This window comes from Stenotrophomonas sp. 05L413 (assembly GCF_056397945.1).
In genome coordinates this window covers 165,426-180,416 of the sequence record NZ_JBFTOL010000007.1, presented here as the reverse complement: position 1 = coordinate 180,416, position 14,991 = coordinate 165,426, and the positions used below count along the sequence as shown (strand labels likewise).

At 67.5% G+C, this 14,991-nt stretch carries 15 protein-coding genes; 7 read left to right on the top strand and 8 right to left on the bottom strand.

Annotated features, from left to right (window positions below; genetic code table 11):
- The 3 genes from AC1DIQ_RS16305 to AC1DIQ_RS16295 are packed head-to-tail and all read right to left on the bottom strand — an operon-like array spanning window position 1 to window position 2,349.
- Complete coding sequence (locus AC1DIQ_RS16305) at window positions 1-411, bottom strand: lysozyme inhibitor LprI family protein (RefSeq protein ID WP_226956678.1); 411 nt, start codon at window positions 409-411, stop codon at window positions 1-3.
- On the bottom strand, window positions 408-1,883 hold the full coding sequence (gene sufB, locus AC1DIQ_RS16300; protein WP_121043216.1) for a Fe-S cluster assembly protein SufB: 1,476 nt from the start codon (window positions 1,881-1,883) through the stop codon (window positions 408-410). Before sufB ends, AC1DIQ_RS16305 begins: the two co-directional genes overlap by 4 nt.
- Window positions 1,884-1,896: 13 nt before the next feature.
- Window positions 1,897-2,349 (bottom strand): SUF system Fe-S cluster assembly regulator, encoded by a 453-nt coding sequence (locus AC1DIQ_RS16295; protein ID WP_026070170.1) that lies wholly within the window; start codon window positions 2,347-2,349, stop codon window positions 1,897-1,899.
- A 172-nt stretch (window positions 2,350-2,521) separates the two neighbouring features.
- Here AC1DIQ_RS16295 and AC1DIQ_RS16290 point away from each other — a divergent pair, with 172 nt between their 5' ends.
- The gene (locus AC1DIQ_RS16290) at window positions 2,522-2,989 is read left to right on the top strand and encodes an SET domain-containing protein (protein ID WP_121043218.1); all 468 of its coding nucleotides are present in this window, start codon (window positions 2,522-2,524) and stop codon (window positions 2,987-2,989) included.
- A gap of 121 nt (window positions 2,990-3,110) precedes the next feature.
- On the top strand, window positions 3,111-3,653 hold the full coding sequence (locus AC1DIQ_RS16285) for a type 1 glutamine amidotransferase domain-containing protein (RefSeq protein WP_478050416.1): 543 nt from the start codon (window positions 3,111-3,113) through the stop codon (window positions 3,651-3,653).
- A gap of 40 nt (window positions 3,654-3,693) precedes the next feature.
- Here AC1DIQ_RS16285 and AC1DIQ_RS16280 read toward each other — a convergent pair whose 3' ends face one another.
- From AC1DIQ_RS16280 to AC1DIQ_RS16265, 4 genes are all read right to left on the bottom strand, one after another.
- Window positions 3,694-4,290, bottom strand: coding sequence for a YceB family lipoprotein (locus AC1DIQ_RS16280; protein ID WP_088432783.1), 597 nt, complete (start codon window positions 4,288-4,290; stop codon window positions 3,694-3,696).
- Between the two features lie 101 nt (window positions 4,291-4,391).
- Window positions 4,392-4,928 (bottom strand): hypothetical protein, encoded by a 537-nt coding sequence (locus tag AC1DIQ_RS16275; RefSeq protein ID WP_121043222.1) that lies wholly within the window; start codon window positions 4,926-4,928, stop codon window positions 4,392-4,394.
- A 52-nt stretch (window positions 4,929-4,980) separates the two neighbouring features.
- Complete coding sequence (locus AC1DIQ_RS16270) at window positions 4,981-5,292, bottom strand: DUF3861 domain-containing protein (protein WP_259462203.1); 312 nt, start codon at window positions 5,290-5,292, stop codon at window positions 4,981-4,983.
- Between the two features lie 314 nt (window positions 5,293-5,606).
- On the bottom strand, window positions 5,607-6,005 hold the full coding sequence (locus tag AC1DIQ_RS16265; RefSeq protein WP_019185677.1) for an HU family DNA-binding protein: 399 nt from the start codon (window positions 6,003-6,005) through the stop codon (window positions 5,607-5,609).
- 365 nt (window positions 6,006-6,370) lie between these two features.
- On the opposite strand from AC1DIQ_RS16265, the gene AC1DIQ_RS16260 reads away from it, so the two are divergent.
- Both AC1DIQ_RS16260 and AC1DIQ_RS16255 read left to right on the top strand, forming a co-directional pair.
- Window positions 6,371-6,805: an OsmC family protein gene (locus AC1DIQ_RS16260; protein ID WP_123728599.1), complete on the top strand. Its 435-nt coding sequence runs from the start codon at window positions 6,371-6,373 to the stop codon at window positions 6,803-6,805.
- Between the two features lie 85 nt (window positions 6,806-6,890).
- Entirely contained in the window at window positions 6,891-8,564 is a 1,674-nt protein-coding gene (locus AC1DIQ_RS16255) for an amidohydrolase (protein ID WP_461770515.1), read from the top strand.
- Window positions 8,565-8,580: 16 nt separating this feature from the next.
- Here AC1DIQ_RS16255 and AC1DIQ_RS16250 read toward each other — a convergent pair whose 3' ends face one another.
- Window positions 8,581-9,456: a PhzF family phenazine biosynthesis protein gene (locus AC1DIQ_RS16250; protein WP_461770514.1), complete on the bottom strand. Its 876-nt coding sequence runs from the start codon at window positions 9,454-9,456 to the stop codon at window positions 8,581-8,583.
- 150 nt (window positions 9,457-9,606) lie between these two features.
- Between AC1DIQ_RS16250 and AC1DIQ_RS16245 the strand changes: the two genes are divergently transcribed.
- Genes AC1DIQ_RS16245 through murD form a run of 3 tightly spaced genes read left to right on the top strand, consistent with a single transcriptional unit; the run spans window position 9,607 to window position 14,986 of the window.
- Window positions 9,607-12,210 (top strand): bifunctional aspartate kinase/diaminopimelate decarboxylase, encoded by a 2,604-nt coding sequence (locus AC1DIQ_RS16245; RefSeq protein ID WP_152153505.1) that lies wholly within the window; start codon window positions 9,607-9,609, stop codon window positions 12,208-12,210.
- A 33-nt stretch (window positions 12,211-12,243) separates the two neighbouring features.
- Window positions 12,244-13,596, top strand: a complete 1,353-nt coding sequence (murL, locus tag AC1DIQ_RS16240; protein WP_478050415.1) for a UDP-N-acetyl-alpha-D-muramoyl-L-alanyl-L-glutamate epimerase — start codon at window positions 12,244-12,246, stop codon at window positions 13,594-13,596.
- The gene (murD, locus tag AC1DIQ_RS16235) at window positions 13,577-14,986 is read left to right on the top strand and encodes a UDP-N-acetylmuramoyl-L-alanine--D-glutamate ligase (protein ID WP_478050414.1); all 1,410 of its coding nucleotides are present in this window, start codon (window positions 13,577-13,579) and stop codon (window positions 14,984-14,986) included. Before murL ends, murD begins: the two co-directional genes overlap by 20 nt.
- Window positions 14,987-14,991 lie beyond the last annotated feature (5 nt).

Here is a 14,991-nt window from a genome sequence, read left to right as displayed (position 1 = left end):
TCAGAGGTCGTATTCGCTGCGCTCGAGGAATTCGTTGCGCAGGTAAGTGACCCGCGCGGTGGTCAAGGCCGCCTTGGCGCCGGAATACAGCATCGGGTACATCGAGCCGTACAGCAGGCGAGGGTTCTCGTCATCGCCCACCGGGTAGCGCGCGTCCAGATCGGCGTCGCGCAGCTGGACCCACAGGCGCTGCGCGGCTTTCATCTTTGCCAGTGCGACCGGCTCGCCGGCCAGCTTGGCCACGATCTGGCGGTACACCGCGTTCAGTTCGGCATCGGCCTGCTTGAACTCGCCGTCAGCGCAGGCATTGAGCTCGAGCTGGTTGCCACCCGGATCGCATTTCACGTCCTGCGCGGCCGCCGGCGCCACCGCGCCCAGCAGCAGACCCAGGCTGATCAGGATGCGGATCATCCGACCGAGCCTTCCAGGCTGACGTCCAGCAGCTTCTTGGCTTCCACGGCGAACTCCATCGGCAGCTCGCGGAAGACCTGCTTGCAGAAGCCGTCGACGATCATCGACACCGCATTTTCCTGATCGATGCCGCGGGCGCGGCAATAGAACAGCTGGTCGTCGGAGATCTTGGAGGTGGTCGCTTCGTGCTCGACCGTCGCGCTGGGGTTCTTCACCTCGATGTAGGGGAAGGTATGCGCGCCGGACTTCTTGCCGATCAGCAGGGAATCGCACTGGGTGTAATTGCGCGCGCCCTCGGCGCCGCGATCGATCTTCACCAGGCCACGGTAGGTGTTCTGGCCATGGCCGGCGCTGATGCCCTTGCTGACGATCTTGCTCTTGGTGCGCTTGCCGATGTGGATCATCTTGGTGCCGGTGTCGGCCTGCTGACGATGGTGGGTCAGCGCAACCGAGTGGAACTCGCCGACCGAATCATCGCCAAGCAGCACGCAGGACGGGTATTTCCAGGTGATCGCCGAGCCGGTCTCGACCTGGGTCCAGGTGACCTTGCTGCGCGCACCACGGCATTCGGCACGCTTGGTGACGAAGTTGTAGATGCCGCCCACGCCGTTCTCATCGCCCGGGTACCAGTTCTGCACCGTGGAGTACTTGATCTCGGCATCGTCCAGCGCGACCAGCTCGACCACCGCGGCATGCAGCTGGTTCTCATCACGCATCGGCGCGGTGCAGCCTTCCAGGTAGGACACGTACGCCTTGTCCTCGCAGATGATCAGCGTGCGCTCGAACTGGCCGGTGTGGCCGGCGTTGATGCGGAAGTAGGTGCTCAGTTCCATCGGGCAACGCACGCCCTTGGGGATGAACACGAAGCTGCCGTCGGAGAACACCGCCGAGTTGAGCGCGGCGAAGTAGTTGTCGCCGACCGGCACCACGGTGCCCAGGTACTGCTTGACCAGTTCCGGGTGTTCCTTGATCGCTTCGGACATGGAGCAGAAGATCACGCCCTTCTCGGCCAGTTCCTTGCGGAAGGTGGTGCCGACCGAGACCGAATCGAACACCGCATCCACGGCGACGCCGGCCAGCCTGGCGCGCTCATGCAGCGGCACGCCGAGCTTGTCGTAGGTGTCCAGCAGTTCCTTGGGCACATCGTCCAGCGAGGCGTACTTCGGGCCCTTTGGCGCGGAGTAGTAGCTCAACGCCTGCAGGTCGATCTGCGCGATCTGCAGCTTGGCCCAGTCCGGCATCGGCATGGTCAGGAAGTGGCGGTAGGCGTCCAGGCGCCACTGCGTCATCCACTCCGGCTCGTCCTTCTTGGCGGACAGGGCACGGATGGTGTCCTCGTCCAGGCCGGGCGGCAACGAGTCCGATTCGATGTCCGTGATGAAGCCTGCCGAGTACTTGCGGCCGAGCTGCTCATGGATCTCGCGGTTGGGGGTATCGCCGGTGGCGACGGTATCGAGGGTATCGGTGGCCATGGGGGCTGCCTGATCAGGAGACGACATCCGCCGCGATCGCGCGGCGGTGGGCGTCAACAAGGGGAAGAGGGGGCAGGATCTGCGCCAGGGTGACCGCGCGCAGCGCTTCGGACACCACGTCGTTGATCATCCGCCAGCTGCTGCGCGCGCCACACTGCAGCTCGCGGCCGCACTGGCTGTGGTCATGGGCGCACTCGGTCAGGCCCAGCGGCCCTTCCATGGCTTCCACGATCTCGAACAGCGTGATCTGGTCTGCCGCGCGGGTCAGCCGGTAGCCGCCGCGGACGCCGCGCAGGCCTTCGACCAGCCCGGCCTGGGCCAGCGGCTTGAGCAGCTTGCTGACGGTGGGCGGTTCCAGACGGGCGAACTCGGCCAGTTCAGTGGCACTGAGCACCTCGCCCGGGCGGGCAGCGAGCACGGTCAGCACGACGGTGGCGTAATCGGTGAGCTTGGTGACGCGGAGCATGTGGGGTGCAGAACCATAAAGCGGACTGAAATTGTACGCTTTTCTCCGGCGGCATCCAACCCGCCCGTTCAGGCGCCCGCAGGGCGGCCTTGGGCGTGTATTGGACCGCATCGCTTTGGCAATCACAAAGATTAAGCGAGAATCGGGGCTTCCCACCGCAACGGTCAGCCAGATGCCCAAGAAGATCCAGGCCCGCAAGTCCACCATCCATGGCAATGGCGTGTTCGCGCTGGCGCCGATCAAGAAGGGCGAGCGGGTCATCCAGTACAAGGGTCTGCTGCGCAGCCACGCCGACGTGGACGCCGACGACACCGGGGATGTGGAGAGCGGTCATACCTTCCTGTTCACCCTCAACGACGACTACGTCATCGATGCTAACTACAAGGGCAACGACGCGCGCTGGCTCAACCACAGCTGCGATCCGAACTGCGAAGCAGTGATCGAGGAAGCCGAGGGTGACAACCGCCGCGAGGACAAGGTATTCATCGAGGCGATCAAGGACATCAAGCCGGGCGATGAATTGACCTACAACTACGGCATCACCCTGGCCGAGCGTCACACCGCGCGCCTGAAGAAGATCTGGGAGTGCCGCTGCGGTTCGAAGCAGTGCACCGGCACGATGCTGCAGCCCAAGCGCTGATCCCTCCGGTCGCCACCGGCCATGGGCCGGTGGCTGTCCCGACACGATGTGCACATCGTGGTCACCGCCGCCCAATGCGCCCGCGGCCACACTGAGCGCTCCTACTTACTGGAGCCGCTCCATGGCACACGCACTCAACGGCAAGCACATCGCGATCCTCGCCACCGATGGCTTCGAACAGTCCGAGCTGCAGGAACCCAAGCGCCTGCTGGAATCCTGGGGCGCCTCGGTCAAGGTGATCGCCCCCGGTGACGCCCGCACGATCCGCGGCTGGAAAGACAAGGACTGGGGCGAGGACGTCACGGTCGATGCACCGCTGAAAGGCGCGAAGGCCGGCGATTACGACGCACTGGTACTGCCCGGCGGCGTGATCAATCCCGACAAACTGCGCATCGACACCGACGCGGTCGCGCTGATCAAGGCCTTCGGCGCGGCGGGCAAGCCGATCGCCGCGATCTGCCACGGGCCGTGGCTGCTGGTCGAGTCCGGCTTGGCCAAGGGCCGCAAGGTCACCTCGTGGCCGTCGCTGAAAACCGATCTGGGCAATGCGGGTGCCGAGTGGACCGATGCCGAAGTGGTGGTGGATGGTGGCCTGATCACCAGCCGCAAGCCGGGGGATATTCCCGCCTTCGCCGATGCGGTGGCCAAGGCATTGGCCGGTTGATCGTGTGGGCACCGACCCAGGGTCGGTGCCCACAATCGCGTTACTTGCTCAGCAACCCGGCCGGCACCAGCGCGCCGAGATCCTGGTTGAAGGTGACCACCAGCTTGCCGTTCTCCACTTGGGCCGACTGCACCTGCAGCGTGCCGAGCACCGCGGCCACGCTCGGGTCGATCTTGTAGATCGGTTCGCGCTGGGCGTAATCGGTGAGCCAGGCATTGAGCAGGCCGCGCGTACGTGAATCCAGCTTGCCGCCGTTGTTGGCCGGGGTGAAATCATCGACCGTCGGCTCCTGCAGGTGGAAGCCCTGTGTCTGCGCGTCGTAGCGCAGGCCGCTGCTCAGCTTCACTTTGCCCAGCGGCGCCGGGTTGCCGCCGGCGGTCGCCATGGCGACATCGAAGCCCAGGTCCAGCCGGCTGCCCTGCGGAAGGGTCAGCTGCGGATGGCTCATCGTCATTGCGATCAGGCCCCCCAGCGCGTTCTGCGTGCGCGGGAAGCTGCCGTCGAGGTACTGCTGCACATCGGTAGCGCCGACGGACAGCTGGCGGCCGGATACGCTGGGCGCGGCCTGCGCGCCGATGGCGGCGGCCAGCAGCACGGTGCAGGCGGCGAGGCGGGACAACAGCGGGCGAACGTTCATGGCGGCAGGCCGTGGGGAATGAGATGCCAACAATAGCGCGCGCGGCTGAATCCAGCTTTGACGTACGCGGTCAGGATGCGATGGCGCGCCCTGCGATGCAGTCAGTTCAGCACCGGCTGGATCGAGGCGCCGTGGATTTCCCACCCGCTCCCATCCGCGCGGGGTTGCAGCCGATACCAGCCCTCGAAACGCAGTGTGCGTGTGTCGGTGCTGACCCGGATCTGGACCGGCACTTCGCGCAGCCGGGAGGGCTGGGCGGTGTCGCGTGCGATGGGCGCGCCGGTCTTGATGCGCAGCCCGCGGAAGTCGGGCAGTGCGCGAAGGGCGGCATCGTCCGGGTGGCCGCCCGGGCCGCCGCCGGTCCACTGCGCGTCGGCGGTCGCGACGTCGCCCTGCGCCAATGCACTCAGGTAGCGATGCACCAGCGAAGGCTCATCCAGTGCGTCCGCGGCCACTGCGCTGAGCGCGGTCGGTGCCGCGGCGGTGGGCGGGGGCGTCGGTGCACTGTGCCGAGGCGGCACGTCATCGGCGTCCGCTGCGCCTTCGGGCGCCGCAGGTGACTCGGTCATGGGCGGCTGCTGCTGGCAGGAGCAGCCGTGCAGGAACAGCAGCGGAAGCAACAGGACGGCGCGGCGCATGCAGGACTCTCCCCGGAGAGCGCCGAGTGTAGCGCCACGCCCGGCGCTTGGCTCAGGGCGCGCCCTGGATCGACTCCAACGCGGCGAGCACCTCGTCCAGCTGCGGTTGCAGCACGGTAAGCGGGTGGCCGGGTTCGTCGGCGTGGCGCTGGGCGAGGTCGCGCAGCAGCTGGGTGGCCACGATGGCCGCGGCACGTTCGTCACCGCTGAGCCCGGTGTTGCGCCGCGCGATTTCCAGCAGGCGCATCCAATCCTGCTGCGCACGGTGCTCCAGCTCGATGGTGCAGCGCCCGCTGCACTGAAGGCCGTCCTTTTCGATCGGGGTGACGGTGATGCGGTAACGCTGGGAAGAAGAGCTGGCCATGGCTGCCTGCGCGGTGGGGGACAAGGCCACCATAGGGCGCGAGGCGTACCGCGACGACAGGCGCGGTCGCACGCAGTGTTCCACCCTGTGCGTTCCGGTCGGTTCTGCTATGCCCTGGATCACGGCAGGGCAGGCATCTGCGCAGGAAGCAGGCGGCGCGAACGTCTTTGGAAACGCTGTGTTTCGCTAGGCACGCCGAGCCCGCAGCGACCGGCACGCCCTCGGCAACTGTCCCCAGGCCGCCGCCTGGAGATGACCAAAAAAAACGGGACGGCTTATGCCGTCCCGTTTAGGTGCTGCAGGAAGCGCGCAGATTAGAGCGCGGCGTCCTTGAGCTTCTTGAGCGGACGCACCTTCAGCTTGGTCGACGCCGGCTTGGCGGCAAACCACTGCTCTTCCTTGGTGAACGGGTTGATGCCCTTGCGCTTCGGCTTGGCCGGCACGCTGACGGTGGAGATCTTCAGCAGGCCCGGCAGGGTGAAGCTGCCCGCGCCCTTCTTGTGCACCGAAGCGGCGACGGCGCCTTCCAGCGAGGCGAGCACGGCGCGCACGTCCTTGGCGACAACGCCGGACGCTTCAACGATGTGTGCAACCAGACCAGACTTGCTCAGCACTTCCTTGATCGGCTTGGGAGCGGCCGGCTTCGCGGCTGCCTTCGTAGCGACTTTCTTTACTGCCTTCTTCGGGGCAGCCTTCTTAGCGGTCTTTGCCATGGTTTCCTGTTCCGTGAACGGTTGGTTGTTTGGTCGCGCCGAACCCCGTCGGCAAGCGAAATGTAGGGCAACTATGGGGCGCCGCCAATAGGCAGACGCATAAAAATTCGTGATTTCCACGCCCTTCGTTACCGCAGTGCATCAGGTCATAGCCAAAAAACAGGGTCCGCCCTCGCGGCGGGTGCCATCGGTCATGGACCGTCGCACCCCGACTGTCGCACGAAAACCACTTGAAAACAGCATCGATCTTGAGGACCGATTCAGCTGGGAGCGCCACCTGCCATGCCGCTGACGGCAGCCAGACATGGCACTAACGCGGCACGGTCTAGGCTGGTGTGGTCATTCACGCCGCAGGAGATCTCACGATGGGTATTTCACGCCACGCCACCGCGCATTGGGAAGGTGACCTCAAGACAGGCAAGGGACAATTGAGCACGCCCCAGAGCGGCTTGATGGACAAAACACGCTATGCCTTCAGCAGCCGCTTCGGCGATGAGAAGGGCACCAACCCGGAAGAGCTGATCGCCGCTGCACATGCCGGCTGCTTCACGATGGCGCTGTCGGCCAAGCTGACCGAGGCCGGTTTCGTGCCCACCTCGCTGGATACCGAAGCCAAGGTGGACCTCTCGATGGAAGGTGGCCCGCAGCTGTCGCAGATCACGTTGAAGGTGAAGGCCGTGGTGCCGAACATCGAGGCCACCCAGTTCCGTGCCATCGCCGATGACGCCAAGCAGAACTGCCCGGTCTCCAAGGCGCTCAGTGCGGTACCGATCAGCCTTGAGGCCGAGCTGGCCGGCTGATCCGCGCCAGCGATTGGTGCACAGCAGATTGTGATGGGAAAGCGGCGGCCGCATAGTCGCCGCTTTCCTGTTGTGGGGTATCTGCATGCGTCCGACCGCTCTTGCCACCCTGATGGCCTGCCTGCTGGCCGGCACCGCGCAGGCCGATGTGCGCCTGCTGACCGCCGCGACCATCCATACCGGGGATCCCGACGCGCCCGCCGCCACTGCGCTGGCGTGGGATACCGACACCGGGCGCGTGCTCGCCGTTGGTGATCGGCAGGCACTGTTGACGCTGTATCCACTGGCGGCGCTGACCGACGTCGGCGAGGCCACCGTGATCCCGGGGCTGATCGATGCGCATGCACACCTGATGTTCCTGGGCGGCACGCTGATGCAGGCCGATCTCACCGGTGCGACCAGTACCCAGGACATCGTGGTGCGCCTGCAGCGCTTTGCGGCCGACAACCCCGAGGGCTGGCTGCTGGGCAGCGGCTGGGACCAGAACCGGTGGCCGGACAAGCAGTTCCCGACCGTGGCCGATCTCGACACGGCGTTCCCGGACCGACCGGTCTGGTTGGGTCGCATCGATGGTCACGCGGGCTGGGGCAACAGCGCGGCATTGCGCGCGGTCGCACGGCAGCCCGGCCAACGCGCGCTGAAGGGCAGCTGGCAGCCGGCCGGTGGTCGCATCGTGCGCGATGCGAAGGGGCAGCCGAGCGGGGTGTTCGTCGATGAAGCGATGACCCTGGTGCAGGCGGCGATCCCGACGCCCAGCGACGCAGCCCGCGAGCAGATGCTGACCCGCGCACTGGATAAAGCGGTCAGCCACGGCCTGACCGGTGTGCACGACATGGGCGTATCGCGCGCCGATCTGGCTCTGATGCGCCGCTTCGCCGATGCCGGCACGCTGCCGCTGCGTATCGATGCGTATGCCGATGGTAATGGCGATGCGCTGGCTGATCTGTGTGCACAGGGCGCGTACCAGCATCCCGGTGGCCGCCTTGAGATGCGCGGGGTCAAGCTGTTCATGGATGGCGCGCTGGGCAGCCGCGGCGCCGCGCTGCTGGCCGACTACAGCGACGACCCGCACAACCGCGGCTTGCTGGTGACCTCGCCGGCCGAGTTTGAAACGGCGGTGCGCAAAGCCGATACCTGTCATGTCCAGGTCGCCACCCATGCGATCGGCGATCGAGGCAACCGGATCGCGCTGGACACCTACGCCAGGGTGCTGGGCGAGCGTCGCAGCAGCGATCATCGCTGGCGGATCGAGCATGCGCAGGTGGTGGCGCTGGAGGACATTCCGCGCTTTGCCCAGCTCGGCGTGATCGCCTCGATGCAACCTACCCACGCCACCTCGGACATGGGCTGGGCGCAGGATCGGGTCGGTCCCGAGCGCATCCTCGGGGCCTATGCGTGGCGGCGGATGCTGGGCTCCGGTGCCCGGCTCGCGCTTGGTTCGGACTTCCCGGTGGAACAGGTGGATCCGCGCCTGGGCCTGTATGCCGCGGTCACCCGCCAGGACCGTGCGGGCCAACCGCCGGGCGGCTGGCAGCCCGATCAGCGCCTGACCGCGGCCGAAGCGCTGCGCGGGTTCACCGCCGATGCCGCGTGGGCAGGCCATGACGAGGCCCAGGTCGGCCGGTTGCAGCCCGGCCTGCACGCGGATTTCGTCGTGCTTGATCGCGATCCGCTCAGCATCGCCCCGGCCGACCTGGCCGACCTGCAGGTGCGTTCGACCTGGGTCGATGGCGCACCGGTGTACGACACGGCGCGTTGACGCGCCGCCGCCGGGATCACCAGTCCAGCGTGCCGCGGATGACGGTCTGCACCTGGCCGCCGGACCAGACATCGCCATGGTCATCGATGCGCAGGGTCAGGCGCGCATCGTGGCCCACTTCACGGCCCTGGCTGACGACGTAGCCGTGCGCGGTGCCGGGCAGCGCATCGCGGCTGTCCAGCCACGCGGCCAGCACCGCATTGGCCGCACCGGAGGCGGCATCTTCAAAGCGACGGCCATTGCCGACGAACGCACGCACCGCCAGATCCCACGCCTGGCCCTGGCTGCGTGCATAGGCGAAGACCCCCATGCTGTCGGTGGCCTCGGCCAAGGTGGCCACGGCATCCCAATCCGGGGTGAGGGCGCGCAGGGCGGCCTCGTCAGCGAGTTCCACCACCCACCAACTGCGGCCACCGGCCATGCGCGCCGGCGGCAGATTGCCCAGCGGCCAGCCCGCCAGCGCGGCCTGCAGGCGCGGGTCGGCGGCAGTGGTCACTTCGGCCACCGCGGCGCGCGGGGTACGGATCGCGATGGTGCGGGCGTCACCGCTGCCATCCACCCGCAGCGGCAGGGCACCGGCGATGCCGTCCTGGACCAGTACGCCCTCGACCGGTGCGGCCACGCCCAGCTCCAGCACGGCATGCGCGGTGCCCACGCTGGGGTGGCCGGCGAACGGAACTTCCTTCTGCGGGCTGAACATCCGGATGCCGTAGCTCGCGCCCGGGGCGGCGGGCGGGAACACGAAGGTGGTCTCCGGCAGGCGGGTCCAGCGGGCGATGGCCTGCATCGCCGTCTCGTCCAGGCCCTGTGCATCAAGCACGACGGCCAGCGGGTTGCCGGCGCCGGGGTAGGGCGAGAACACATCCAGCTGCAGGAAACGACGGGAGGTCATGGCGGGGCGCTCAACGAAAAACGGGCGGGCAGCTTACCAACCGGGGCCGCATTGCGGGCCCGGCCCCTGCAACGGGCAGGCTTGGCATAGAATCGGGGGTTCGGCCCGGCGTGCCGGGCGATCCCCCTCACTACCCAAACCTCCACCTCCATGTCAGCTTCCCCCCTTGTCGATCGCTGGATCGTACTGAAGTTCGGCGGCACCTCCGTGTCGCGTCGTCACCGCTGGGACACCATCGGCAAACTGGCGAAAAAACGGGCGGAAGAAACGGGCTCGCGCGTGCTGGTGGTGGTATCGGCGCTGTCCGGGGTGACCAACGAACTCACCGCGATCGCCGATGGCGCCGCCGACAGCCGCGACCGTGTCGCCGCGCTGGTCGCTCGCCACCGCGAATTCCTGACCGAGCTGGCGCTGGACGCCACCGCCCTAGACGTGCGTCTGGACGCGCTGGCCGGGCTGCTGGACGATCCGCGTGCCGCCGCTCGGCCGCTGGAGTGGCAGGCCGAGGTGCTGGGCCAGGGCGAACTGCTGTCCTCGACCGTCGGTGCGGCCTATCTGCGCGCCAGTGGCCTGGATTTCGGCTGGATGGATGCACGCGAGTGGCTCGATGCACTGCCGCCGCAACCCAGCCAGAGCGAGTGGTCGCAGCGCCTGTCGGTGAACTGCCAGTGGCGTGCCGAGGCCGATTGGGCCGCGCGTTTCCGCGCCCAGCCGACCCGCATGCTGATCACCCAGGGCTTCATCTCCCGCCATGCCGATGGGGGCACCGCCATCCTCGGTCGCGGCGGTTCGGATACCTCGGCGGCGTACTTCGGTGCGCTGCTCGGCGCCAGCCGCGTGGAGATCTGGACCGATGTGCCGGGCATGTTCAGCGCCAACCCGAAGGACGTGCCCGACGCGCGCCTGCTGACCCGCCTGGACTATTACGAAGCGCAGGAAATCGCGACGACCGGCGCCAAGGTGCTGCACCCGCGTTCGATCAAGCCGTGCCGCGATGCCGGCGTGCCGATGGCGATCCTGGATACCGAGCGCCCCGAGCTGCCGGGCACCAGCATCGATGGCAATGCCGCGGCGGTGCCGGGTGTGAAGGCGATCAGCCGCCGCAACGGCATCGTGCTGGTCTCGATGGAAGGCATCGGCATGTGGCAGCAGGTCGGCTTCCTGGCCGACGTGTTCGGGCTGTTCAAGAAGCACGGCCTCTCCGTGGACCTGATCGGTTCGGCCGAAACCAACGTGACCGTCTCGCTGGACCCGTCCGAAAACCTGGTCAGCACCGATGTGCTGGCCGCGCTGTCGGCCGACCTCTCGCAGATCTGCAAGGTCAAGATCATCGTGCCGTGCGCGGCAATCACGCTGGTCGGCCGCGGCATGCGCTCGATGCTGCACAAGCTCTCGGACGTGTGGGCCACCTTCGGCCGCGAACGCGTGCACATGATTTCGCAGTCGTCCAATGACTTGAACCTGACCTTCGTCATCGACGAGGCGGACGCGGACGGCCTGCTGCCGATCCTGCACGCCGAACTGATCGACAGCGGCGCGATGCCGGTGGAAGAGGGCGAAGTGTTCGGCCCGCGCTGGCGCGAAATCGCCGGCACCATCCGCCCGCGCGAAACCGCCTGGTGGCGGGGCCAGCGCGAGCATCTGCTGACGCTCGCCCAGGCTGGGACGCCGCGCTACGTCTACAACCTGCCGACGGTGCGGGCGCGTGCGCGCGCGCTGAACGCGATCAAGGCGATCGACCAGCGCTACTACGCGATCAAGGCCAACTCGCACCCGGCCATCCTGGAAGTGCTGGAGCAGGAAGGCTTCGGCCTGGAGTGCGTGTCGCACGGCGAGCTCAAGCACGTGTTCAACACGCTGCCGACGCTGTCGCCCAAGCGCGTGCTGTTCACCCCCAGCTTCGCGCCGCATGCCGAGTACGATGCCGCGTTCGCGCTGGGTGTCACCGTCACGCTGGACAACGTGGAAGCCCTGCAGCGCTGGCCGGAACTGTTCAGCAACCGCGAGCTCTGGCTGCGCGTGGATCTGGGCCGTGGCGAAGGCCACCATGCCAAGGTCCGCACCGGCGGCAAGGACTCCAAGTTCGGCCTGCCGATCGCCCGCGTGGATGAGTTCGTCCGCATCGCCGGCGAGCTGGGCACCCGCGTGGTCGGCCTGCATGCGCACCTGGGCAGCGGCGTGGAAACCGCGCAGCACTGGCGCCTGATGTGCGATGAACTGGCCGGGTTCGCCCGCCGCATCGGCAGCATCGAGACCATCGATATCGGCGGTGGCCTGCCGATCCCGTACAGCGCCGACGACGAGCCGTTCGATCTGGAGGCCTGGGCGATCGGCCTGGCCGAAGTGAAGGCCGTGCACCCGGCGTTCCGCCTGGCGATCGAACCGGGCCGCTACCTGGTGGCCGAGTCCGGCGTGCTGCTGACGCGGGCCACCCAGGTGGTGGAAAAGGACGGCATCCGCCGCGTCGGTCTGGATGCGGGCATGAACACGCTGATGCGCCCGGCGCTGTACGACGCCTGGCATGACATCGAGAACCTCAGCCGCCTGAGTGGCTACTCCGAAGCGATGTTCGATGTGGTCGGCCCGATCTGCGAATCCAGCGACGTGTTCGGCAAGCGCCGCCGCCTGCCGGCCTCGACCGCGCCGGACGATGTGATGCTGATCGCCGACGCCGGCGCGTATGGCTACGTCATGGCCAACACTTACAACCAGCGCGAGCTGCCGCGTGAGGACGTCATCGATGATGGCCATTGACCGCTGCCTGCCGCCATTCAAACCGGATACACCATGACTGCTTTTGATAAACACCAGGTTGCCGTTTTCCGCTTCGTCCGCTGCGAATTCGCCGCGGGCACCGGCGTGGCGCAGCTGGTCTACGCCTTCGATGACGGCCCGGAGCTGATCGAGACGGTGACCATCCCGGGCGCGCCGTTCGTGCTCGAGGATGACCGCGCCGAGGCGGTGCAGCGCGCCCTGCGCCTGCTGCACCTGATGGCCGGGGTGAGCTACTACAAGGCCGGCGTGCCCGAGCAGGTGCGCATCGACAGCTACACCATTGATGCGGCCACCGCGGCGCTGGTCGAGACGGTGTACCTCAACGGCCTGGGCGAATTCGCCTACCGCAATGGCCTGAACCTGCGTGGCCGCTTCCGCCTGCCGGTCGAGGGCGAAGCCTTCGCCGCACCGGCGCTGGGCCTGCGTGAACACGCGCTGGTCGCCATCGGCGGCGGCAAGGATTCGCTGGTCAGCATCGAAGCGCTGCGCAGCCTGGGTATCGCCGAAACGGTCACCTGGATTGGCGGCTCGCAGCTGATCCGCGCCTGCGCCGAGCGCACCGGCCTGACGATCCTCAACATCGGCCGCACGCTGGCCCCGGAGCTGTTCGAGCTCAACCGTCAGGGCGCCTGGAACGGCCATATCCCGGTCACCGCGGTGAACTCGGCGATCCTGGTGCTGGCCGCGCTGCTGCAGGGCGTGGACCAGGTGGTGTTCTCCAACGAACGCTCGGCCAGCTATGGCAGCCAGATCCCGGGCACCGGCGAGGTCAATCACCAGTGGTCGAAGGGCTGGGCGTTCGAACAGGCCTTCGGTGAGCATCTGGAACGCCACGTCGCCGCGGACCTGCACTATTACTCGCTGCTGCGCCCGCTCTCGGAGCTGGCGGTGGCGCGTCAGTTCGCCAAGAGCGATGTCTACGACGCGCATTTCTCCAGCTGCAACCGCAATTTCCACATCCTGGGCGAGCGCCCGGTGAACCGCTGGTGCGGCGTCTGCCCGAAGTGCCACTTCGTGTTCCTGGCGCTGGCCCCGTTCATGCCCAAGATGCGCCTGGTCGGCATCTTCGGCCGCAACCTGCTCGACGATATCGAGCAGGCCCCGGGCTTCGATGCGCTGCTGGAGTTCCAGGACCACAAGCCGTTCGAGTGCGTGGGCGAAGGCCGCGAATCGCGCGCTGCGATGGCGACCCTGGCCGCGCGCCCGGAATGGAATGAAGACGCGCTGGTGAAGCGCTTCGTCCACGAGATCCGCCCGCAGCTGGACGCCACGGAACTGCAGATCGAACCGCTGCTGGCGCTGGAAGGCGAACACCGCATTCCTCCGGCGATCTGGGAGCGTCTGCGTGCGAATTTCGCAGCTTGAAGGCAAGCGCGTTGCGTTGTGGGGCTGGGGACGTGAGGGGCGCGCGGCGTTCCGCGTCCTGCAGCAGCGGCTGCCGTCGCTGCCGCTGACGTTGTTCTGCCCGGAGGCCGAGGCCACCGGTGCGCGCGAGGAAACCCAGGGTGCGCTGACGGTTCGTTCGGATGTCACCGGCGTGGCGCTGGCCGCCTTCGAGGTGGTGATCAAGTCGCCGGGCATCAGCCCATATGGGGAAGCTGCGTTGCACGCCACCACGCAGGGCACGCAGTTCATTGGCGGCACCTCGCTTTGGTTCGCCGAGCACGCCGCTGCCGACGGCATCGTGCACGACACCGTGTGCGTGACCGGTACCAAGGGCAAGAGCACCACTACCGCGCTGCTGGCACATCTGCTGCGTGCTTCGGGCGCGCGCACCGGGCTGATCGGCAACATCGGCCTGCCGCTGCTGGAAGTGCTGGCCCCGCAGCCGGTGCCGCAGTACTGGGCAGTGGAACTGTCCAGCTACCAGACCGGCGAGGTCGCGCGCAGTGGCGCGCACCCGCAGGTCGCCATCGTGCTGAACCTGTTCCCCGAGCACCTGGATTGGCACGGCTGCGAAGCACGCTACATCGACGACAAGCTGCAGCTGGTCACCGGGGCCGCGCCGCGGACCGCGGTGCTCAACGCGGCCGACCCGCACCTGGCGGGGTTGTCGTTGCCGGAGAGCGAGGTCATCTGGTTCAACCAGCCGTTGGGCTGGCACATGCGCGGCGATGTCGTGCATCGCGGCGAGCAGGCCGTGTTCGACACCTCACACACGCCGCTGCCCGGCCGACACAACCGCGGCAACCTGTGCGCGGTGCTGGCGGCGATCGAGGCGCTGGGCCTGGACGCGGTGGCACTGGCCCCGGCGGTGCAGGACTTCCGCCCGCTCCCCAACCGCCTGCAGACCATCGGTACGCGTGAGGGGATCACCTTCGTCAACGATTCGATCAGCACCACGCCGCACGCAAGTCTGGCGGCGCTGGAGTGCTTCGCCGGTCGCCGCATCGCGCTGCTGGTGGGCGGGCATGATCGTGGCCTGGACTGGCACGACTTCGTCGCGCACATGGCGCACGACGTGCCTCCGGTGGAGATCGTCACGATGGGCGCCAACGGCCCGCGCATCCACGCGCTGCTGCAGCCGTTGGCCGATGCAGGCCGTTTCGGTCTGCATGCCGCCGCCGATCTGCCCGAGGCCATGCGGCTGGCGCAGGTCGCGCTTGGCGGGCAGGGCGGGGTGGTGCTGTTGTCGCCGGGTGCGCCGAGCTACGGCGTGTACCGCGACTACGTCGCCCGTGGCCGCCATTTCGCCGAACTGGCCGGCTTTGATCCGGACCAGATCACCGCGATTCCGGGCATCGGGATCGCCTGATCTGC

Coding starts and splice junctions, on each gene's coding strand:
- AC1DIQ_RS16280 (WP_088432783.1), bottom strand. CDS start 4,290: ATGAACGTTCGCCCGCTGTTGTCCCGCCTCGCCGCCTGCACCGTGCTG.
- AC1DIQ_RS16255 (WP_461770515.1), top strand. CDS start 6,891: ATGCGTCCGACCGCTCTTGCCACCCTGATGGCCTGCCTGCTGGCCGGC.
- AC1DIQ_RS16245 (WP_152153505.1), top strand. CDS start 9,607: ATGTCAGCTTCCCCCCTTGTCGATCGCTGGATCGTACTGAAGTTCGGC.
- AC1DIQ_RS16265 (WP_019185677.1), bottom strand. CDS start 6,005: ATGGCAAAGACCGCTAAGAAGGCTGCCCCGAAGAAGGCAGTAAAGAAA.
- AC1DIQ_RS16290 (WP_121043218.1), top strand. CDS start 2,522: ATGCCCAAGAAGATCCAGGCCCGCAAGTCCACCATCCATGGCAATGGC.
- AC1DIQ_RS16305 (WP_226956678.1), bottom strand. CDS start 411: ATGATCCGCATCCTGATCAGCCTGGGTCTGCTGCTGGGCGCGGTGGCG.
- AC1DIQ_RS16250 (WP_461770514.1), bottom strand. CDS start 9,456: ATGACCTCCCGTCGTTTCCTGCAGCTGGATGTGTTCTCGCCCTACCCC.
- AC1DIQ_RS16275 (WP_121043222.1), bottom strand. CDS start 4,928: ATGCGCCGCGCCGTCCTGTTGCTTCCGCTGCTGTTCCTGCACGGCTGC.
- AC1DIQ_RS16270 (WP_259462203.1), bottom strand. CDS start 5,292: ATGGCCAGCTCTTCTTCCCAGCGTTACCGCATCACCGTCACCCCGATC.
- sufB (WP_121043216.1), bottom strand. CDS start 1,883: ATGGCCACCGATACCCTCGATACCGTCGCCACCGGCGATACCCCCAAC.
- AC1DIQ_RS16260 (WP_123728599.1), top strand. CDS start 6,371: ATGGGTATTTCACGCCACGCCACCGCGCATTGGGAAGGTGACCTCAAG.
- AC1DIQ_RS16285 (WP_478050416.1), top strand. CDS start 3,111: ATGGCACACGCACTCAACGGCAAGCACATCGCGATCCTCGCCACCGAT.
- AC1DIQ_RS16295 (WP_026070170.1), bottom strand. CDS start 2,349: ATGCTCCGCGTCACCAAGCTCACCGATTACGCCACCGTCGTGCTGACC.
- murL (WP_478050415.1), top strand. CDS start 12,244: ATGACTGCTTTTGATAAACACCAGGTTGCCGTTTTCCGCTTCGTCCGC.